General features: G+C 72.8%; 20 protein-coding genes. 8 read left to right on the top strand and 12 right to left on the bottom strand.

Annotation, left to right across the window (positions count from 1 at the left end):
* Window positions 1–31: 31 nt before the first annotated feature.
* From dnaG to SL103_RS06745, 7 genes are all read right to left on the bottom strand, one after another.
* Window positions 32–1,948, bottom strand: a complete 1,917-nt coding sequence (dnaG, locus tag SL103_RS06775) for a DNA primase (protein ID WP_069567845.1) — start codon at window positions 1,946–1,948, stop codon at window positions 32–34.
* A gap of 70 nt (window positions 1,949–2,018) precedes the next feature.
* Complete coding sequence (locus SL103_RS06770; RefSeq protein WP_069567844.1) at window positions 2,019–3,017, bottom strand: threo-3-hydroxy-L-aspartate ammonia-lyase; 999 nt, start codon at window positions 3,015–3,017, stop codon at window positions 2,019–2,021.
* Between the two features lie 9 nt (window positions 3,018–3,026).
* Window positions 3,027–4,292, bottom strand: coding sequence for an NAD(P)/FAD-dependent oxidoreductase (locus SL103_RS06765; RefSeq protein WP_069567843.1), 1,266 nt, complete (start codon window positions 4,290–4,292; stop codon window positions 3,027–3,029).
* A gap of 291 nt (window positions 4,293–4,583) precedes the next feature.
* Entirely contained in the window at window positions 4,584–5,897 is a 1,314-nt protein-coding gene (locus SL103_RS06760; RefSeq protein WP_069567842.1) for a deoxyguanosinetriphosphate triphosphohydrolase, read from the bottom strand.
* Window positions 5,894–6,772: a sirohydrochlorin chelatase gene (locus SL103_RS06755; RefSeq protein WP_069567841.1), complete on the bottom strand. Its 879-nt coding sequence runs from the start codon at window positions 6,770–6,772 to the stop codon at window positions 5,894–5,896. Before SL103_RS06755 ends, SL103_RS06760 begins: the two co-directional genes overlap by 4 nt.
* Before the next feature lie 98 nt (window positions 6,773–6,870).
* Window positions 6,871–7,911 carry an adenosine deaminase gene (locus SL103_RS06750; protein WP_208869834.1) on the bottom strand — a complete coding sequence of 347 codons (1,041 nt, stop codon included), beginning with the start codon at window positions 7,909–7,911 and terminating at the stop codon, window positions 6,871–6,873.
* A gap of 5 nt (window positions 7,912–7,916) precedes the next feature.
* Window positions 7,917–8,441, bottom strand: coding sequence for a gamma-glutamylcyclotransferase family protein (locus tag SL103_RS06745; RefSeq protein ID WP_079146190.1), 525 nt, complete (start codon window positions 8,439–8,441; stop codon window positions 7,917–7,919).
* A gap of 148 nt (window positions 8,442–8,589) precedes the next feature.
* Between SL103_RS06745 and SL103_RS06740 the strand changes: the two genes are divergently transcribed.
* Window positions 8,590–9,285 carry a SanA/YdcF family protein gene (locus SL103_RS06740; protein WP_069567840.1) on the top strand — a complete coding sequence of 232 codons (696 nt, stop codon included), beginning with the start codon at window positions 8,590–8,592 and terminating at the stop codon, window positions 9,283–9,285.
* 34 nt (window positions 9,286–9,319) lie between these two features.
* Window positions 9,320–9,703, top strand: a complete 384-nt coding sequence (locus SL103_RS06735; RefSeq protein WP_069567839.1) for a PPOX class F420-dependent oxidoreductase — start codon at window positions 9,320–9,322, stop codon at window positions 9,701–9,703.
* Between the two features lie 65 nt (window positions 9,704–9,768).
* On the opposite strand, the gene SL103_RS06730 is transcribed toward SL103_RS06735, so the two are convergent.
* A complete protein-coding gene (locus SL103_RS06730) occupies window positions 9,769–10,854 on the bottom strand; it encodes a trypsin-like serine peptidase (protein ID WP_244303856.1) in 1,086 nt (361 codons plus the stop codon).
* A 1-nt stretch (window position 10,855) separates the two neighbouring features.
* A complete protein-coding gene (gene cutA, locus SL103_RS06725) occupies window positions 10,856–11,221 on the bottom strand; it encodes a divalent-cation tolerance protein CutA (protein WP_244303855.1) in 366 nt (121 codons plus the stop codon).
* 323 nt (window positions 11,222–11,544) lie between these two features.
* Between cutA and SL103_RS06720 the strand changes: the two genes are divergently transcribed.
* On the top strand, window positions 11,545–11,925 hold the full coding sequence (locus SL103_RS06720) for a cupin (RefSeq protein WP_069567838.1): 381 nt from the start codon (window positions 11,545–11,547) through the stop codon (window positions 11,923–11,925).
* 172 nt (window positions 11,926–12,097) lie between these two features.
* Here SL103_RS06720 and SL103_RS06715 read toward each other — a convergent pair whose 3' ends face one another.
* Window positions 12,098–12,886: a sulfite exporter TauE/SafE family protein gene (locus SL103_RS06715; protein ID WP_069567837.1), complete on the bottom strand. Its 789-nt coding sequence runs from the start codon at window positions 12,884–12,886 to the stop codon at window positions 12,098–12,100.
* Between the two features lie 43 nt (window positions 12,887–12,929).
* On the opposite strand from SL103_RS06715, the gene SL103_RS06710 reads away from it, so the two are divergent.
* Complete coding sequence (locus SL103_RS06710; protein WP_069567836.1) at window positions 12,930–13,814, top strand: aldo/keto reductase; 885 nt, start codon at window positions 12,930–12,932, stop codon at window positions 13,812–13,814.
* Between the two features lie 38 nt (window positions 13,815–13,852).
* Here SL103_RS06710 and SL103_RS06705 read toward each other — a convergent pair whose 3' ends face one another.
* On the bottom strand, window positions 13,853–15,079 hold the full coding sequence (locus SL103_RS06705; protein WP_069573480.1) for a cytochrome P450: 1,227 nt from the start codon (window positions 15,077–15,079) through the stop codon (window positions 13,853–13,855).
* 506 nt (window positions 15,080–15,585) lie between these two features.
* On the opposite strand from SL103_RS06705, the gene SL103_RS06700 reads away from it, so the two are divergent.
* From SL103_RS06700 to SL103_RS06685, 4 genes are all read left to right on the top strand, one after another.
* Entirely contained in the window at window positions 15,586–16,416 is an 831-nt protein-coding gene (locus tag SL103_RS06700; protein ID WP_069567835.1) for a helix-turn-helix domain-containing protein, read from the top strand.
* Window positions 16,413–16,700: a DUF397 domain-containing protein gene (locus tag SL103_RS06695; protein WP_069567834.1), complete on the top strand. Its 288-nt coding sequence runs from the start codon at window positions 16,413–16,415 to the stop codon at window positions 16,698–16,700. The genes SL103_RS06700 and SL103_RS06695 overlap by 4 nt, the downstream gene beginning before the upstream one ends.
* 11 nt (window positions 16,701–16,711) lie before the next feature.
* Complete coding sequence (locus SL103_RS06690; protein ID WP_069567833.1) at window positions 16,712–17,902, top strand: M20 metallopeptidase family protein; 1,191 nt, start codon at window positions 16,712–16,714, stop codon at window positions 17,900–17,902.
* A 204-nt stretch (window positions 17,903–18,106) separates the two neighbouring features.
* Window positions 18,107–18,970 carry a calcium-binding protein gene (locus tag SL103_RS06685; protein ID WP_069567832.1) on the top strand — a complete coding sequence of 288 codons (864 nt, stop codon included), beginning with the start codon at window positions 18,107–18,109 and terminating at the stop codon, window positions 18,968–18,970.
* A gap of 116 nt (window positions 18,971–19,086) precedes the next feature.
* Here the strand turns inward: SL103_RS06685 and SL103_RS06680 are convergent, their stop codons facing one another.
* Window positions 19,087–19,908, bottom strand: a complete 822-nt coding sequence (locus SL103_RS06680; RefSeq protein ID WP_069567831.1) for an SDR family oxidoreductase — start codon at window positions 19,906–19,908, stop codon at window positions 19,087–19,089.
* Window positions 19,909–19,948: the final 40 nt, after the last annotated feature.

Here is a 19,948-nt window from a genome sequence, read left to right as displayed (position 1 = left end):
CGGACGGCTACCGCGGGGTGTTCGCCGGCCCCTACAGCGCGGCGTAGCCCCGCTCGCGGAGGGACTGGCCGTACTGCTGGAGAACCCACAGTTCGTTCTGCACGGCGGCGAGGTGCTCGGGGTCGGCGCGCGGGCCGAGGCGCTGGAGGGTGCCGCGGATCTCCGTGACGCGTTGGTTGACCGCGGCGAGGCGGACGGTGACCAACTGGACGCCGGCGTACGCCTCGTCGGGGTCGCGGCGGGTGTGCAGCGGTTCGACGGCGAGCTCGGTGACCATGGCGCGGACGGTGTCGTCGGGGGCGGCCTCGCGGACCCGGGCGATGTAGCCGTCGTCGGAGGCACCGGCCGCGGCGCCGCCGGCGTCCTCGATGCACTGGCGGACCACGGCGTAGGGCGGCGCGGTGAACTCGTCGGCGCCGTACGCGTCGAAGGCCGGGGAGACCAGGTCGGGGCGCTGCAGGGCGAGCTTGAGCAGTTCGCGCTCGACGCGGTGGGCGGGGCTGCGGAGGTTGAGCGCGGGGCCGCGCGGGCCGGGGGCGGGGCGGGGCTGCTCGGGCGCGGCGGCCGGGCGGCGCTGCGGGCCGCGGTGCTGGTCGGGGCGGCCGTCGCGGCCCCGTTCGCGGGCCCAGCGGGCGAGCTGGGCGACGCGCTTGACGACGAACTGGGTGTCCAGGATGCCGAGCATGCCGGCGAGCTGGACGGCGGATTCGTGCTGGATGGAGCTGTTCTTGATGTGGGCGACGATGGGGGCCGCCTCGTCCAGCGCGGCGGCCCGGCCCACGGTGGTGTCCAGGTTGTGCCGGGAGACGACGTGCCGCAGCGCGAACTCGAAGAGCGGCGTGCGGGACTCGACGAGGTCGGCGACGGCCTGGTCGCCCTTGGCGAGCCGCAGGTCGCAGGGGTCCATGCCGCCCGGGGTGATGGCGATGGAGGTCTCGGCGGCGAACTTCTGGTCGTCCTCGAAGGCGCGCAGGGCGGCCTTCTGGCCCGCGGCGTCGCCGTCGAAGGTGAAGACCACCTCGGAGCCGGAGTTGTCCATCAGCAGCCGTCGGAGGATCTTGATGTGGCCCTCGCCGAAGGACGTGCCGCAGGTGGCGATGGCGGTGGTGATGCCGGCCAGGTGGCAGGCCATCACATCGGTGTAGCCCTCGACGACAACGGCGCGGTTGGTCCGGGCGATCTCCTTCTTGGCGAGGTCGATGCCGTAGAGGACCTGCGACTTGCGGTAGAGGGGGGTCTCGGGGGTGTTGAGGTACTTGGGGCCGTTGTCGTCGTCGCGGAGCTTGCGGGCGCCGAAGCCGACGACCTCGCCGGCGATGTCGCGGATCGGCCACATCAGCCGGCCGCGGAAGCGGTCGATGGGGCCGCGGCGGCCCTCCTGGGAGAGGCCGGAGAGGACCAGCTCCTGGTCGGTGAAGCGGCGGCCGCGGAGGAAGCGGGTGAGGTGGTCCCAGCCGGCCGGGCTGTAGCCGACTCCGAAGTGCTGGGCGGCGGCCTGGTCGAAGCCGCGCTCGGCGAGGAACGCGCGGGCGATCTCGGCCTCGGGGCTGTCGAGCTGCTCGACGTAGAACTGGGCGGCGGCCTTGTGGGCCTCCACCAGGCGGGTGCGTTCGCCCTGCTGGCGGCCGGGGCTGTAGCCGCCCTCCTCGTAGCGCAGGGTGATGCCGGCCTGGGAGGCGAGGCGCTCGATGGTCTCGGCGAAGGAGAGGTGGTCGATCTTCATGACGAAGTCGACGGTGTCGCCGCCCTCCTGGCAGCCGAAGCAGTGGTACAGGCCCTTGGCGGGGCTGACGTGGAACGACGGGGACTTCTCGTCGTGGAAGGGGCACAGGCCCTTGAGGTTGCCGCCGCCGGCGTTGCGGAGCTGGAGGTACTCGGACACGACGGCGTCGATCGGGACCGCGTCCCGCACCGCCTTCACATCGTCATCGTTGATCCTGCCTGCCACGCGTGAATTCTACGGCCGGGGTCGGACACTCCTGTCCGGGCGCCCACGGTGGCGGCCCCGTCGCCGCGGGTCACCCCAGCAGTTCGGCGAAGCGGTCCGGGCCGATGTTGCCGCCGGAGATGATCACGCCGATGCGGGCCGGCAGGGGGCTGACGCGGCCGGCCAGGAGGGCGGCGAGGGCGCTGGCGCCGCTGGGTTCGGTGACGATCTTCAGCCGCTCGAAGGCGAACCGCATGGCGGCGCGGATCTCGTCGTCGCTGACCAGGACGACGGAGTCGAGCAGGCGGCGGTTGATGGCGAAGGTCAGCGCGCCGGGGGTGTCGACGGCCTGGCCGTCGGCGATGGTGCGCGGTACGGGGATGGTGACGGGGTGGCCGGCGGCCAGGGAGCGGCGGGTGTCGTCGCCGGCCTCCGGCTCGACGCCGATCATGCGGATGCCCGGTGCCAGCGCGGTGGCGGCGGTGGCCGAGCCGGCCATCAGCCCGCCGCCGCCGACGGGGGCCAGCAGCGCGTCGAGCCGGCCGGTCTCCTCCAGCAGTTCCAGGGCGGCGGTGCCCTGTCCCGCGATGATGTGCGGGTGCTCGTAGGGCGGGACGAGGGCCAGTCCGCGTTCCTCGGCGAGCTGGTGGGCGAGGGCGGCGCGGTCGGCGGTGTAGCGGTCGTAGCGGACGATCTCGGCGCCGTAGCCGGCTGTCGCGTCGGCCTTGGACTGCGGGGCGTCCTCGGGCATGACGATGACGGCGCGGCTGCCCAGCTCCCGCGCGGCCAGCGCGACGGCCTGCGCGTGGTTGCCCGAGGAGTAGGCGGCGACGCCGCGGGCCAGTTGCTCCGGTGCGAGCCGGGAGAGGGCGTTGTAGGCGCCGCGGAACTTGAAGGCGCCGACCCGCTGGAAGTTCTCGCACTTGAGGTGCACCTCGGCGCCGACCGCCGCGTCGAGGGTGCGGGAGCGGAGGACGGGGGTGCGGTGGGCCACGCCCGCCAGTCGCCGGGCGGCGTCCCGGACGTCGTCGAACGTGACGAGGTCCGGGGCGTCACCGCCGGGGCGGACGGGGCCGGTGCGCTGCGTCATACGCGCACGCTACGGGAGCAGCGCGGTCAGCGGAACCTCCGGATCGGCCAGCTTGATCGGGTCCAGCGGGTGGTTGGAGCGGATGAGCCGCTGGATGCTTTCGGCGACGTCCCACACGTTGACGTTCATGCCCGCCAGCAGCCGGCCGTCGGCGGCGAGCCAGAAGGCGATGAACTCCCGCTTGGCGACGTCGCCGCGGCAGACGACCTGCGCGTACGAGCCGGGCGGGGCGTAGCCGGAGTACTCCATGCCGACGTCGTACTGGTCGGAGAAGAAGTACGGGACGCGGTCGTAGCTGATGTCCTGGCCGAGCATGGCGCGGGCGGCCGCGGGGCCTCCGTTGAGGGCGTTGGCCCAGTGTTCGACGCGCAGGCGGGTGTCGAGGAGGGGGTGGTCGGCGGCGGCGACGTCGCCCGCGGCGTAGATGTACGGATCGGAGGTGCGCAGCGCGGCGTCCACCGCGATGCCGCCGCCGGCCGCGCGGTCGACGAGGTCGAGGCCGGCCTGTTCGGCGAGCGCGGTGCGCGGCGCGGCGCCGATCGCGGCGAGCACGTCGTGGGCGGGGTGTTCCTCGCCGTCGTCGGTGCGCACGGCGAGCACCATGCCGTCCTGGCCGACGATTTCGGTGAAGCGGGCGCCGAAGTGGAAGCGGACGCCGTGTGCGCGGTGCAGGTCGGTGAACAGGCCGCCGAGTTCGGGGCCCAGGATGCCGTGCAGCGGGGTGGGGGCGGCCTCGACGACGGTGACCTCGGCGCCGTAGGAGCGGGCGGCGGCGGCGACCTCCAGGCCGATCCAGCCGGCGCCGGCGATCACGAGGTGGCCGTTGTCGCGGCCGAGGGAGGCCAGCACGCCGCGCAGCCGCTCGGCGTGCGCGAGGCGCCGCAGGTGGTGGACGCCGGCCAGGCCGGTGCCGGGGATGTCGAGGCGGCGCGGTTCGGCGCCGGTGGCCAGCAGCAGCTTGTCGTAGGCGATCAGGGTGCCGTCGCCGAGGCGTACGGTTTTGGCGTCGGGGTCCAGGTGGACGGCGGGCTGGCCCAGGTGGAGCTCGATGTGTGCCTGGGCGTACCAGGCGGGTTCATGGACGAAGACGCTGTCGCGCTCTTCCTTGCCGAGCAGGTACCCCTTGGACAGCGGGGGCCGTTCGTAGGGGTGGTCGCGCTCGTCACAGATGAGGATCACCCGGCCGGTGAAGCCTTCCCCGCGGAGCGTCTCCGCCGCCTTGGCTCCGGCCAGGCCACCCCCGACGATGACGAACGTCTGGTGTGCGTCGACCACTTGCTTCCTCCTCGTTGCGGTGCCGTACGTCCGCGTCCGCGTCCGTAAACGCCCCCGATGTGCCCCCCGGTTCGGTCTCCGGTGTGCTGGTGCTTCCCCCGCTCGGTTCCGGCTGGTGTGTTCCGGCTGGTCGGTTACCCCCTGGTCGCTCTCCGGGTGCGGTCCCGGTTCGCTTTCCCCCGTAGAGGTGTTCGGTGGTGGTGGGGTTGTCCGCGACCCCCGTTCGAAAACGGTCGGCTTCGAGCGTCCCGCACGGAGCGTGAGGGGGGAAGAGGGGCTTCCCCCCTAGGGTCACCCTGGGTTGGCCTCTGCGTTACCAGGGCGTCGGGTGAGGCGGGCGTGCAGAGAGCGCGCCGAGAGGTCCGTCAAGGCCGCGATCTGGTCGATGACGGCGCGCATCCGGGCGGTGTCGTCGGGGGCCGCGTCGAACAGCGAACGGAACTGCGGGTCAAGGCCGTCGGGGGCGCGGGCGAGCAGCGCCTCGGCCAGTTCGGCGATGACGATGCGCTGGTCGGCGCGGAGCGCCTCCTGGTCGGGGCGCTGCATGACATAGCGGTCGGCGACCGCTTTCAAAACGGCGCATTCCAGCCGGGTTTCGGCCGGAACCACCAGCTCCGCTCCGTAGCGGGTGAGCCGGCCGCTGCCCCACCTGGCGCGGGTCGCGGCCTCGGCGGCCAGGCAGAAGCGGCCGATCAGCTGGCTGGTGGCGTCCTTGAGGCGGGCCTGGGCGAGGGCCGAGCCGTCGTAGCCGTGCGGCCACCACTCCTGCTCCAGCAGGCGGTCCAGCGCCGCGGCCAGCTCCGCGTCGCCGGCGCCCGGCGCATAGCGCTCGGCGGCGACCGCGAAGATCTCGGCGCGCTCGGGGTCGGCGAGCAGGACGTTGGGGTCGAGGTGCCCGGCGTGCAGTCCGTCCTCGACGTCGTGCACCGAGTACGCGACGTCGTCGGACCAGTCCATGACCTGGGCCTCGAAGCTCTGCGCCCCGTCGGGCGTGCCCTGCCGGAACCACGCGAAGACGGGCAGGTCGTCCTCGTAGACCCCGAACTTCCGGGAGCCGGGGTCGGTGGGGTGGCCGCCGCGCGCCCAGGGGTACTTGGTGGCGGCGTCGAGGGCGGCGCGGGAGAGGTTCAGTCCGACGCTGACCACGCTGCCGCCCGGGGCGGACACGAAGCGCTTGGGCTCCAGACGGGCCAGCAGCCGCAGCGACTGGGCGTTGCCCTCGAAGCCGCCGCAGGACGCGGCGACTTCGTTGAGGGCCTGCTCGCCGTTGTGGCCGAAGGGCGGGTGGCCGAGATCGTGCGCCAGACAGGCGGTCTCGACCAGGTCCGGGTCACAGCCGAGGGCCGCGCCCAGTTCGCGGCCGACCTGGGCGCACTCCAGGGAGTGGGTCAGCCGGGTGCGCGGGGTGGCGTCCCAGGCGTGGGTGTGCGCGCCGGGGGTGACGACCTGGGTCTTGCCGGCCAGCCGGCGCAGCGCGGCGGAGTGCAGCACGCGGGCGCGGTCGCGCTGGAAGGCGGTGCGGCCGGGCCGTTTGTCGGGCTCGGGGACCCAGCGCTCGGCGTCGGCCGGGGTGTAGCCGGGGATGGTCGGTGGTGTGCCCGTCATACAGCGACGGTAGCCGCCCTGGTGCTCTCGGGGTCGGATCCGGAACGCGTCAGGAGCGCCTGGTCGTAGCGGTGCAGGACCAGACGGGCCAGTGCGGGGTGGTCGCCCAGGGGCGCGGCGGCGGCCCCGGGGGCGGCCTGTGCGCACTGGGTGGCGAAGCGGCCGGGCGCGGTGAAGCAGCCGGCGACGGCGATCCGTTCGTGGCCGCGGGCGGTCAGTTCCCGGACCGCGTCGGGCACGGACGGGGTGGCGGCGGAGGCGTAGGCGGGGACCACGGGGAGGCCGCCGAGGCGGGCGGAGAGGAGGGCGGTGGTGCGTTCGGTGTCCCGGGCGGAGCGCGCGGACCGGGAGCCGGCGGCGGCCAGGACCACGGCGGTGCAGCCGCGGCCGGCGGTGGCGCCGGCCTCCAGCAGCCTGCCGTGCAGCGCCTCGGCGAGCAGCGGGTGCGGCCCGAGCGGCTCGGCAGTCCGGCCGGTGAGGTGCGGGGCGGCGGCCAGCGCGGCGGGCAGGTCGTGGGTGACGTGGTGGCCGTGGCCGAAGAGCAGCGGTACGAGGACGGCCCGGCCGGACAGCTCCGCGAGGGTGTCGGCGAGCAGCGGACGGTTGAGTTCGAGGTGGCCGAGCCGTACGGGCAGGCCGGGGCGGAGCGCGCGGACCCGGTCGAGGAGCGCGCGGACGGTGGGCAGCGCCCGCGGATCGCGGCTGCCGTGGGCCACCGCGACGAGGGTGGGGGCGGCCGGTGCGGGGCGGTGGAAGCCGTGCAGCCGGACCGTGCGGAGCCGGGTGCTCAGCTGGGCGGTGATCTCGGCGGCGAGGTCCCCGGCGCCGAGGGGCGCGGGGGACGGGGCGGAGGGGTGCGGTGTCGGCGCCGTCATGACGGGAGCGTGGCAGCCGGGCGTTGCGGGGCCGTTTCCCCGCGGCGAACTCTGTGTTCCGTCCGGCTGCCGCGCCCGTCGCGCGCGGTGTGCGTCCGCTACTGCCGGTGCGCGCCCGCCTCGTGCGCGTCGACCTCCTTGAGGTACTTCTCGCGCACCGCCTCGTCCAGGAAGGAGGCGCGGAAGGAGTTGCGGGCCAGGGTGCGCAGCGTCGCCGGGTCCAGGCCGAGGGCGTCGCGCACGGCGGTGAAGTTGTCGTCCACGTAGCCGCCGAAGTACGCCGGGTCGTCGGAGTTGACGGTCACCAGCAGCCCGGCCTCCAGCATGGCGGGCAGCGGGTGGTCGGCGAGGTCGTCGATGACCCGCAGCCGGACGTTGGACAGCGGGCAGACGGTGAGCGGCACCTGCTCGGCGGCGAGGCGGGCGACCAGCCGCTCGTCCTCCATGGAGCGCACGCCGTGGTCGATCCGGTCCACGCCGAGGACGTCCAGGGCCTCCCACACGTACGCGGGCGGGCCCTCCTCCCCCGCGTGCGCCACGCACTTGAGGCCGGCCTCCTTGGCGAGCCGGAAGACCGCCGCGAACTTCGACGGCGGGTGGCCGACCTCGGCCGAGTCCAGGCCGACGGCGGTGATCCGGTCGAGGTACGGGCGGGCCGCCTCGAAGGTCGCGAGGGCCGAATCGGCGGTCTCGTCGCGCAGGAAGCACATGATCAGGCGGGTGCTGATGCCGTAGGTGTCCTCGGCGCTGTCCAGCGCGCGGGCCAGGCCGCCGATGACCGTGCCGATCGGGACGCCGCGGGCGGTGTGCGCCTGCGGGTCGAAGAAGATCTCCGCGTGCCGTACGCCCTGCTCCTTGGCGCGGGCCAGATAGGCGTGGGCTAGGTCGGCGAAGTCGTCCTCGGTGCGCAGTACGGCCATCAGCGCGTAGTAGAGGTCCAGGAACGACTGGAGGTCGGCGAAGGAGTAGGCGCGGCGCAGCTCGTCCTCGGTGGCGTAGGGGAGCGTGACGCCGTTGCGTTCGGCCAGCGCGAAGGCCAGTCCGGGTTCCAGGGTGCCTTCGATGTGCAGATGCAGCTCGGCCTTGGGCAGCGGCCCGGGAGCGGGCCGTTCGGACGGGGAGGAGGGAGCGGGAGCCACGGGGGTCACACCTGTTCTGCGGTACGGGAGGGGCCCTCCGGGCAGGAGGGACCGTCGGTTCGGGAGGGGTCGTCCAGGTTAGCCGGGGCGGGTGCGCCGGACGCGGCCGCGCCGCGCCAGGTGCCGCCCTCGACGGGGGTGCCGGTGGCGCGCAGCCGGCCGGCGAGCGGCTCGGCCGCGAGGTAGACCCAGGCCCGTTCGGTGCCGCCGTCGGTGCGGACGGCCTCGGTGGTCACCCGCTCGTAGAGGTTCGCCGGGTCGCCGGGGACGTAGCCCTCCAGCCGGTCGAGGGTCGCGCGCACCTCGTCGTAGGCGGCCTCGCGGGGCAGGACCAGGGCGCCGTGCACGACCGCTTCCGGGGGCCCGGCGACGGCGTAGGGGTAGCCGGGGCCGTCGTAGAGCAGCGCGCCGGTGATCCGGGCCGGTTCCTCGCGCGCGGTGCGGCCGCGGAGGGCCCAGGCGTGGTTGGTGCCGCCGGGGCACAGCGTTCCGTAGACGAAGAACGGCAGCCGCTCGGGCTCGGGCGTCATGGTGGTGCGGTCCTCCCTCTCCGGGGTACGGGCGTCGTCGGTCACGATGCCAGGTGCCCCTGCAACCATCATCGGCCGGGCGGCGTCGCTTGCTGCGGGATCGATCACGACCGGACGTGATCGGATGCGGTCACGGACGGGGGCAGGGATGCCGGAACTGCTGCGGCGGATACGGGGTGCGGCGCGCCGCGTACGGCTGCCACGGACCCGGCGCGGGCAACGCCGCGCCTATCAGGTGGTGGTGGCCGCGGCGGTGCTCGCGCTGGCCCCGGCCACCTGGATGAACACCACCGCCGGCCCCCGGGTGCGGACCGTCGCCGACGCGCCCGCGGCGCCGGTGGCCATCGTCTTCGGCGCGGGCCTGTGGAACGGCGAGCCGTCCCCGTACCTCGCCCACCGGCTCGATGCCGCCGCCGCGCTGTACGGCCGGGGCACGGTCCGCGCGGTGCTGGTCACCGGGGACAACAGCCGGCACGACTACGACGAACCGGACGCGATGCGGGCCTATCTGCTGCGGCACGGGGTCCCGGCGCGGAAGATCGTCAGCGACTACGCGGGCTTCGACACCTGGGACTCCTGCAGCCGCGCGCACCGGATCTTCGGTGTGGACCGGGCGGTGCTGGTCAGCCAGGGCTTCCACATCCGGCGCGCGCTGGCCCTGTGCGCGGCGGCGGGCGTGGACGCCTACGGCGTGGGGGCCGGCGAACGGCACGACGTGACCTGGGCGTACGGCGGCGTACGGGAGCTCTTCGCGGCCGGGAAGGCGGCGGTGGACGCGGTGCTGCGGCCCGACCCGCAGTTCCTGGGACCGCGCGAGAAGGGCGTCACGGAGGCGCTGCGCTGACGGGGGTCTCCCCCGCGGGCCCTAGGCTGCGCTCATGATTCCCGAAGCGGTCGCCGGCAGTCCGTACGTCAGCCTCGTCACCTACCGCAGGGACGGCACCCCGGTGGCGACGCCCGTGTGGGCGGTGGCCGACGGGGACGAACTCCTGGTGTGGACGCGGGACGACAGCTGGAAGGTGAAGCGGCTGCGCCGCGAGGGGCGGGTGACCGTCACCCCGTGCGACGTGCGCGGCCGGATCGCCGAGGGCACACCGTCCGTCGAGGGCACCGGCCGGCTGCTGGAGGACGCCGCCGGGCTCGGCCGGGTGCGGCGGGCGATGGCGCGCAAGTACGGGCTGCGGTTCCGGCTGCTGGACGGCGTCGGGGCGCTGGTGCGCGGCGGCAAGCGGCCGCATGTGGGGATCTCGGTGACGTTGTAGGGCCGGTCCCGTGCCGCGGGGCACCCGGCCGGAAGCCGGGCGCCCCGCGGCATCGGGGCGGGCGGTCAGGACCGGACGGCGCGGGAGTACAGGCTGAGGATCTTCCCGCCGAAGTACGGGCTGTAGGAGGTCCGGTCGTTGTGCGGGCCCTTGGGCCCGCCGCCGTTGAGGCCGCCGATCACGCCGATGACCCGGCCGGTGCCGGTCTCGTCGTCGACGTCGGTCAGCCAGGGACTGCCCGAGGTGCCGCCGTAGAACCCGCCGCAGTCCATGCGCAGTTCGCGGGTGCCGGTCAGCCGGGCGGTGCGGGCGGAGCAGCGGACGGCCCGGTCCGCCGGATCGTTGCGGACGTTGGGGTAGCCGATGACGGTGACGTCGTTGGCGTAACCGGGCGTGGGGGTCAGGATGTTGCCGCCGGTGACCTCTTCGAGGGACCGGCCGTCCTCGGCGGGCGCGACGGTCGCGAAGGCGAAGTCGAGGTCGGCCTTGTCGCCGGTGGTGCCGCGGTCGTCGTAGGCGAAGGACTCCTCGATCGCCCACACCCCGTACGGCTGGGTGGTCGCGCCCGAGCGGTACTGCGGGACGAAGGCGGCGCGGGTGCCCGGGTTGCAGTGCCCGGCGGTGAGGATCAGATTGCGGTGCGGGCTGTGCACCACGCTGGCGGTGCAGTGGTGCGTACGGGCGTCCCCGTCGACGGAGAACAGCACGCCGACGGACGGGACGCCGTCGAAGTGCTGGGCGGTGTTGGGGACTTGGGCGGCCGGCTTGGCGGGTTCGGCGGCCGGCTTGCCGGGTTGGGCGGCCGTCGTGCCGGAAGCGCTCGCGGACCCGCCCGGTGCGTTGTCCCGGCCGGGGGCGGCGGCCGCCATTCGCTCGGACGTCCAGTACGCGGCGGCGTCCCGGCTGGTCCAGGAGGCCGCGGGCGCCAGGCCCGGCCGGCCGGCGACCGGCGCCACGCGGCGCGCGTTCTCGGCGGCGTGGCCGGGGGGCGCGGTGGCCAGGCACACCACCATGCCGAGTGCGGCGGTCGCCGCGTGACTCCAGCGGCGCCGGACGCGCCGCGCCGGATCGGCCGGCCCCGCGCTGCCGGTCGGCTCCGTGTGGTCGGTCGGGGCCGCGCTGCCGGTCGGCTCGGTGCTCGGGCGCGCCATGTCAGCTCGTCTCCTCTGCGATCCACGACAGGTAGCCGGCACCACCGCGGGTGATCGGGGTGGCGATGATCTCGGGGGTCTCGTAGTCGTGGGTCTGCAGGAGGTAGCTCTCCAGCTCGGCGTAGCGCGCCTGCGCCGTCTTGAACAGCACCTGCCACTCCCGGCTGGTCTCCATCGCACCGTCCCAGCGGTAGACCGAGGTCACCGGCGCGCTGATCTGCGCACAGGCGGCGAGTCTGGCCTCGATCGCGCCGCGCGCCAGCCGTTGGGCCTTTTCCTCGCTGTCGGTGGTCGTCATCACGGTCAGGAATCCGGTCGACGGCCCGGCCGGGTCGGGCAGTTCGCTCAGGGCTGTGGGGTCGGCCACTGGTGCGCATCCTTCGCGGTGGGGGGTCAGGGGACACACGGCCCGCATCGTACGGACCGTGAAGATCATCCCGCGAGTGACGGGCCCGCCCCACGGCGGTATGCACCCGGACGCCGGGGGGATTCCGGCGCCCGGGAGCACGGGGACGACCACCTCGCGGCCCGCCCCCGCGGCCGGGCCGAGCGGGCCCACGGGGCCGTGCCGGGCCCGCCCGGGTGGGTTTCCGGCCCCGCCTCGGGGCTGATTCCCCGGTTGCGTCGGATCGCACAAGGGCAACGATGGGAAGGGAGCCGCCGCCGGTCCGCTTGTGAAAGGCCAGCACCATGGACGATCTCACCGCACTCACCCGCCAGCAGCTCGACGACGCCAGGGCGTCCGCCCACGGCCGCAGCGCCCACCTCTTCCTGCACGACGGCCCCTTGCGGCAGACCGTGATCGCACTGATCGCGGGCGCCGCGCTGGACGAACACAATGCGCCACCGGCGGCGAGCCTCCAGGTGCTGCAAGGCCATGTCCGGATGACCGGGCCCGGCGGCACCAGCCAGGAGTTGAAGACCGGTCAGGTCGCCGTGATCCCGCACGAACGGCACGGTCTGGAAGCCCTTGAGGACTCGGCGGTGCTGCTGACGGCCGTCACGGAGATGCCGGCGCGGGTACGCGGCAAGGCGCCGGTGGGGACGGGGACGGTGGCGGCGCGCGGGTAGGACGGGTAGGAGCGGACGACCCAAGCGGAGGCTGCCGCCGGGAGCGCGCACGGACTCCGAGGATTCCGAGTATTCACGTTTTTCTGAATGTTGTGTAGCTTCCGAGGTGCGGCCGGTCCGCTCCCCGGACCGCCGTGCCGCACGGGTCTGCCGGGGGCGGCGAACGCGCAGCTCAGGCCGCCAGCCACTGGTCGTACGCCAGCTTGCACAGCAGGGCGACCACCACGACCACCAGCACCCCGCGGACGAACCCGGCGCCGCGCTTGAGCGCCATCCTGGCGCCCACCATCCCGCCGACCAGGTTGAACAGCGCGAGCAGGGCGCCCAGTTGCCACAGCACGGTGCCCTGGATCGCGAACATCGTCAGCGCACCGACGTTGGTGCAGACGTTGACGACCTTCGCCGTCGCCGACGACGTGACCAGGTCCATGTGCAGCACCGCGGCGAGCGCGACGACCAGGAACGCGCCGGTCCCGGGCCCGATCAGGCCGTCGTAGAAGCCGATGCCCAGCCCCGCGACGAGGACCGCCGCGAGCATCCGCTGCCGGGAGACCGGCCCGGACGGCGCGGGGGCGGTCCCGAAAGCCGGACGGAAGAGGACGAAGGCCAGGACCGCCAGCAGTACGGCCATGATCAGCGGGCGCAGCACCGCGCTGTTGATACCGGCCGCGAAGAACGCCCCGACCAGCGAGCCGGCGACCGCGGCGAGACCGATCCGCAGCGCGGTACGGATGTCGAGCGGGGCCTTGCGGACGTAGGTGACCGCGGCGGCGGTGGTGCCCACGATGGCGGTGGACTTGTTGGTGCCGAGGACGTAGGCGGCGGGTGTGTGCGGCAGGCCGACCAGCAGGGCGGGAAGCAGCAGCAGCCCGCCACCGCCCACCACGGCGTCGATCCAGCCCGCCGCGAGCGCGGCCAGGCACAGCAGGGTCAGGGTGAAGAGCGATATGTCAGCAGGCACCGGCCGATCTTACGAACCGGGCGCCCCACTAGGCTCCGCGATTATGGACACCACGACGGATCCGGCCGGCTCGACCGCCTCCCCGGCGGACACCTTCGCGATCGGCGGTGAACTGACCGTCCGGCGGCTCGGGTTCGGGACCGGCGGGCTGGTCGGCACCGGCTACTGGGGGCCCCGGCACGACGACCCCGAGCACGCGGTGGCGCTGCTGCGCCGGGCCGTGGCACGTGGCGTCACGCTGATCGACACCGCCGACAACTACGGCCCGGACGTGGCCGAGGAGCTGGTGGCGCGGGCCCTGCACCCGTACCCGGAGAGCCTGGTCATCGCGACCAAGGGCGGGGTGGTGCGCACCGGGCCGGACGTCTGGCACATCGCGGGCCGCCCGGAGCAGCTGCGCGCCATGTGCGAGGCGAGCCTGCGCCGGCTGCGTACGGACACCATCGACCTCTACCAGCTGCACCGCCTGGACCCCGACGTCCCGATGGCCGACCAGCTGGGCACGCTGCAGGAGCTCCAGCAGGAGGGGAAGATCCGGCACATCGGACTCGACTCGGTCGACGCGGCGGAGCTGCGGCAGGCGCAGGAGATCGCGGCCGTCGCGTCCGTGCAGAACCGCTACAACCTGCTGGACCGCGCCTCGGAGGACGTACTGGAGCTGTGCGAGCAGCGGGGGACGGCCTTCCTGCCGTGGTTCCCGCTGGGCCACGGCGCGCTGACCGGCGGCACGGGCGCGGCCCTCGCCGAGGTGGCCGCCCGGCACGGCGCGACCAACGGGCAGATCGCGCTGGCCTGGCTGCTGCACCGCTCCCCCGTGCTGCTCCCCACCCCCGGTACGGGATCGCCCGCACACCTCGACGAGAACCTGGCGGCGGCCGGCATCGCCCTGACGGAAGAGGACGTGACGCAGCTCGCCGGACCGGCGTAGCGGCGGCTCAGCCGGCCGGCGACGCCCCGCCCGTGGGGTCACCGCTCCGTTTCCGTCCAGGTGACCGGCAGCGCGTGGACGCCGTAGATGTTCATGTCGGTCCGGAGTTTCACCTCGCCTGCGGGGACCGCGAGCCGGAGGGTCGGGAAGCGGCGCAGCAGCCCGCCGAAGCCGGCGCGCATCTCGATGCGGGCCAGTTGCTGGCCCAGGCACTGGTGGACGCCGTGGCCGAAGCCGGTGTGGCCGCGGGCCTTGCGGTGGACGTCCAGGGTGTCGGGGTTGTCGAAGCGCTCGGGGTCGCGGTTGGCGGCCAGCAGCGAGATGACGACGGTCGATCCCTTGCCGATCGTCTCACCGCCGAGCTCGATGTCCTCCGTGGCGTAGCGGTAGAAGATGTCGGCAACGGACAGGTACCGCATGAGTTCCTCGACGGCATCGGGCATCAGGTCCGGATCGGCGCGCAGTTCGGCCAGCTGCTCGGGGTGCTCCAGGAGCGCGAAGGTGCCCAGCGCCAGCATGTTGGCGGTGGTCTCGTGGCCCGCGAGCAGCAGCAGGAAGGCGATGCCCGTCAGCTCCTCGATGCTGAGGTCGTCGTCGCGGGCCAGGTCGGACAGGATGTCTTCGCCGGGGGTGGCCCGCTTGCTCGTCACCAGTTCGGCGAGGTACGAGGTCAGGCCGGTGTACGCGGCCATCTTCTCGTCGAGCGCCACGTCCTTTTCCATGAACGTGGCCGAGTTGGCCTGGAAGCTGTCCCGGTCCTCGTAGGGGACGCCGAGCATTTCGCAGATCACCAGTGAGGGCACCGGCAGCGCGAACTCCTTGACCAGGTCGACCGGCGGGGCGAGGCGCGCCATCTCGTCCAGTTGCCGCTCGACGATGTCGCTGATGTGCTCTTCGAGCATCTTCATGCGCTTGACGGTGAAGGCGCCGGTGAGCTTGCGCCGCAGCCGGGTGTGGTCCGGCGGGTCCATGGCGATGAACAAGCCCGGCACCTGCGGGGACGGTTCGGTCATGGCGGGCATGCCGGGGGTCTCGTACGGCACGTGCAGCACGCCGATGTCCTGGCGGGAGCTGAACCGGTTGTCGGCCATGAGCCGGCGGACCGCTTCGTAGCCGGTGACGAGCCAGCCCTCGTGGCCGTCGGGGAAGAGCAGGGGGCTGACCGGGCGGGCCTCGCGCAGCCGGGTGATGTCGCGGGGCGGGTCGAAGGGGCCCGCATCGCGCTTCATCGGGAGGCCGAGCGGGACGGGAACCGTCTGACTCATGGGATGTCCTTTCGCGGTGGTCGTGGCGACCACACTCGCCAACGGCCCTGACATACGACTGACACCGCCCTGACACCGCGCGCCCCGGCTCACCGCGACCCGGTACACCTCGATGAGCGCCTCGGTCAGCTCGACGGCCAGCAACTGGAGTTCGCCGGTCGTCCACGCCCGGCTGTCGAGCACCCGTCGCGCCTCCTTGAGCAGTTCGGCGGCGTAAGTGAGCTGCTCCGCCTCGATGTCGTCGGCGAGGCGGGAGAGGAATCCGGTCCCGTCCCCCGAGAGCAAGCAGGGCTTCCCCTCCTCCCCCGCCCAGGGCAGCAGCCGGAGGGTTTCTGTTGCGTCGGCCATGTCGTCCGTCCCGTGCGTTGCGGTGGATACCGGGTGTAGTCAATTCGTCACCGTGGCAACGCAACCGGCAATAGAATGGCGGTGGTTGAACCGGCGGCCTTCAAGGCTTCGGCCTGCCGCGCTGTCGCCGTACGCACTCATGACGAGAGGTCATAGCGTTGGACGAGACGACCCCCTCCGAGCACTTGAATCCGCTCCAACGCTTCGGCCGCGACATCAGACAGGTACGGCTGGCCCGCAAGCTCACGCAGAAGCATCTGGGCAAGGCGACGGGCTACTCCGAGGGGTACGTCAGCAAGGTCGAGTCCGGCACGCTGCTGCCCCGGCCCAGTGAGAAGTTCGCCAAGGGCTGCGACACGGTGTTCGGGACCGGTGAGTTATTCGCGGGGTTGCTGCGGAGGATCGAGGAGGGGGATCACCCGAGTTGGTTCGTTCCGTACCTCAACCTGGAGTCGAAGGCTTCGCGGATACTGGACTACTCGACGAACATCGTGAAGGGCCTCCTTCAGACGGAGGGCTACGCGCGGGCCATTTTCCGGGCGTACTTCTCCCACGACGAAGAAGAGGCCATTGAGGGCAAGGTCGCCGCACGTTTGCGGCGTCGTGAGGTGTTCGAGCGGGACCAGCCGCCGTTCCTGTGGACGATCGTGCACGAGGCGTGCTTACGGACGGTCGTAGGCAGTGCCGAGATCATGTCGGGTCAGCTTGAGTACCTGCTGACCGCAGCGACATCCCCGCACATCAAGCTTCAGGTAATGCCCTTCTCTGCGGGCGCTCCTGCTGCTTCCACCAGGCCCTTCACCGTGCTGCGCTTCACGGACGCCCGCACGGTGCTCTACACGGAGACGCGGGTAGGAGGCAGGATGCATGACTCCGCACAAACGGTCGATGCGGCCCTGGATGACTATGATCTGCTCAGGGCGCACGCGTTGTCCCCGGATCGGTCAGTGGCCCTGATCAAGACTCTGTTGAAGGAGTACCGCGAATGAGCCCCGAGTTGGATCTCGCTGCTGCTCAGTGGGTCAAGTCCTCCTACAGCGATGCCAACGGCGGGGACTGCGTCGAGTTCACTCGCGACTTCGCGTGGGCCAAGTCCTCCTACAGCGACGGCAGCGGCGGAGACTGCATCGAATTCTCCCGGGCGCTCACCCACCCCCACGGCCTCGTCCCCGTCCGTGACAGCAAGGACCCGCACGGCCCGGCGCTGATTTTCCCCGCCGGCAACTGGACCGCCTTCGTCTCGGCGATCAAGAGCGGAGATCTCTCCGCCTGAAGGGATCTCCTATGAACCTGCGTGACGACGCCCGTGCCCTCTCCGACGACCTCGTGCGGATGCGCCGCACGCTGCACCGCATCCCCGAGACAGGGCTCAACCTGCCGCGTACGCAGGAAGCCGTGCTGGCCGAACTCGACGGGCTGCCGCTGGAGATCAGCACCGGTGCCGGGCTCAGCTCGGTGACGGCGGTGTTGCGCGGCGGGCGGCCCGGTCCGGCCGTACTGCTGCGGGGGGACATGGACGCGCTGCCGGTCGCCGAGCGCACCGGGCTCGACTTCGCCGCCGACAACGGCCGGATGCACGCCTGCGGCCACGACCTGCACACCACCATGCTCACCGGCGCCGCCAAGCTGCTCAGCGCGCACCGCGACCGGCTCGCGGGCGATGTGCTGTTCATGTTCCAGCCCGGCGAGGAGGGCTACGACGGCGCCGGGCAGATGCTGGCCGAGGGGCTGCTGGACGCGGCCGGGCGGCGGCCGGCGGCGGCGTACGCGATCCATGTGCTGTCGGCCGGGCTGCCCGGCGGGGTCTTCCGGACCCGCGGCGGTACGGCGATGGCCGCGTCGAACGTGCTGCGAGTGACGGTGCGCGGGGCGGGCGGGCACGGCTCGATGCCGCACCGCGCGAAGGACCCGGTGCAGGCGGGGTGCGCGATGGTGACCGCGCTCCAGGCGTGGATCACCCGCACCTTCGACGTCTTCGACCCGGTGATCCTCACGGTGGGCACCTTCCACGCCGGCACCCAGCAGAACGTCATCCCGGACACCGCGGTCTTCGAGGCGACCGTACGCAGCTTCTCGGACGCCGCCCAGGCGCGGGTCAAGGACGGCACCGTGGAGGTGTGCCGGGGCATCGCCGCGGCGTACGGCGTGGGCGTGGACGCGGAGTTCGTCGAGATGTACCCGGTGACCGTCAACGACGGCACGGAGGCGGACTTCGCGGCGGACGCGGTCCGCGAGGCACTGGGCGAGGAGCGTTTCACGCCGCAGCCGCAGCCGCTCCAGGGCTCGGAGGACTTCTCCCGGGTGCTGGCCGAGGTGCCCGGGGCGATGCTCTTCCTCGGCGCCCCGCCGGCCGGGGCGGACCCCGAGCGCAGCGCCAACAACCACTCACCGCTGGCGGAGTTCGACGACGCGGTGCTGGCGGACGGCGCGGCGGTGTACGCGGAACTGGCGGCCCGGCGGCTGGCCGCGACGTGATTCCGACGCCTACGGACCGAGTTCGTGGGCGAACCGGCAGACGTCGAAATTCTTCCCGGAAGATCCAGCGGGGCGCACAACCATTCGCCCCGCTGATGGGTCTGCTGTGCGAGTTCGTTGAACTCGCAATCGATCCGGGTCCCGCCGTGCGTGCTCCACTCGTGCTTCACGCCGGTGGACCCCCCAGTCCCTTCCGAGGAACACATGCGCATTCGTGCCACTGCTGCCGCACTGTCCGGCGCCCTGGCCATATCCGCCCTCGCCGTCCCCGCCGCCCAGGCCGCGGACGCCCCGGGCCCCGGTGCCGCCAAGGCGCAGCTCTTCGCGTCCGCCGCGCAGACCCCCGCCAACGCGGCGGCGGACGACTCGCAGGGCGACACCACGATCACGAACGTCACCGTCAACGGTGGCAAGGACATCGTGGTCGGCACCAGCCTGAAGAAGACCTTCACCGTCTCGGTGACCGCCACCGACCCGTCCGGCATCTACGACGGCTACGCGTTCCTGTGGCACGGCACCGACCTGGACACCGAGTCCGGCGTCGACGGCGCGATGACGCCGAGCACGGACCACGGCACCTGCACGGTGGTCAACGCCACGACCTCCACCTGCTCGGTCACCCTGGTCGCGGACCCGAAGGCCAACATCTACAGCAACATCCTCGCCGGCCGGTGGCACGTCTACGCCTCCGCGGTGGGCAACGACGGCGACTACTCCATCAAGGACAACTACCGGTCCGGCTGGGTCAAGCGCGCCGCCCAGCTGACCACCAACGCCTCGCCGGAGCCGGTGGCGAAGGGCGCGACCCTCACCGTCACCGGTGCGCTGACCCGGGCGAACTGGGACACCCAGACGTACGGGGCCTACGGCGTGGGTACCGTGCAGCTCCAGTTCCGCAAGGCCGGCACCAGCACGTACACCAACGTCAAGACGGTCACCTCGGACAGCCGCGGCAACCTGAAGACGACGGTGAAGGCCGCCTACGACGGCTACTGGCGCTACGTCTGGGCCGGTACGTCGACCACCTCGGTGGCGACCGCCACCAGTGACTACGTCGACGTGAAGTAGTCGCGCGGGCGGGGCGACGAACCCCGCCCCCGCGCCGGTCGCCCGGCGCACGGACCGGCACAGGTCCGCGCCGGGCGGCCGGCAGCCCGGATCATCGCCGACCTATCGGACAGGCATCAGGCGACCCAGGAGTCGGTCAGCGTCTGCACGGCCGAGCCGTCGAGGTCCTTGAGCTTCGTCCCGGCGAAGGCGCGCGCGGCGTCGGAGGTCAGCACCCGGAAGGCCGGCCGCTCGGCCGCGAGCAGATCGACCAGCTGCGCCGCCACGTCCTGCGACGTCTGCGCGTGGGCAAAGGCGTCGCGGGTGCGCTCCAGGTAGCGGGACAGGGCCGGCGCGTACGGGCCGGCCTGCTCCAGCGCGTCGTCCGGGAGCCCGACGTTGCTGACGAACTCGCTGGCCACCGCACCCGGCTCCACCACGCTGACATGCACGCCGGCCGTGGCGGCGACCGGCGCGAGGGACTCCATGAAGCCCTCGACCGCGAACTTGGCGGCGCAGTACGCCTCGTTGAAGGGCTGGCCGATCACTCCGCCGACGCTGGTCACGGTCAGCACCCGGCCCTTGCTCGCCCGCAGCAGGGGCAGGGCGGCCTTCGTGACATGCAGTACGCCGAAGAAGTTGACCTCCATGACGGCGCGCACGTCCTCGACGCTCTCCTGCTCCAGGGTGCCGACGTGGCCCGCGCCGGCGTTGTTGACGAGCGCGTCCAGCCGGTCGAGGCCGGCCAGGCACGCCTCGACCGAGGCCGGGTCGGTCACGTCCAGGGCCCGGACGTCGACGGCGACCCCGGCTTCCTCCGCCGCCGCCAGCAGGGCGCCCGCCTTGGCGGTGTCGCGCATGGTGGCGATCACGTGCCATCCGCTGCGCGCGGCGGCGACGGCGGTGGACAGGCCGATACCGGAGGAGGTGCCGGTGATCAGAACGGTCTTGGTGGTCATTCCTCGTACCCCACTTGCTTATGCAGCATAACCAATATGT

Origin of the sequence: Streptomyces lydicus (genome assembly GCF_001729485.1) — a bacterium.
Classification (GTDB): domain Bacteria; phylum Actinomycetota; class Actinomycetes; order Streptomycetales; family Streptomycetaceae; genus Streptomyces; species Streptomyces lydicus_D.
The sequence above is the reverse complement of the archived record's forward strand: the minus strand, read 5'-3'. Positions and strand labels throughout refer to the sequence as shown.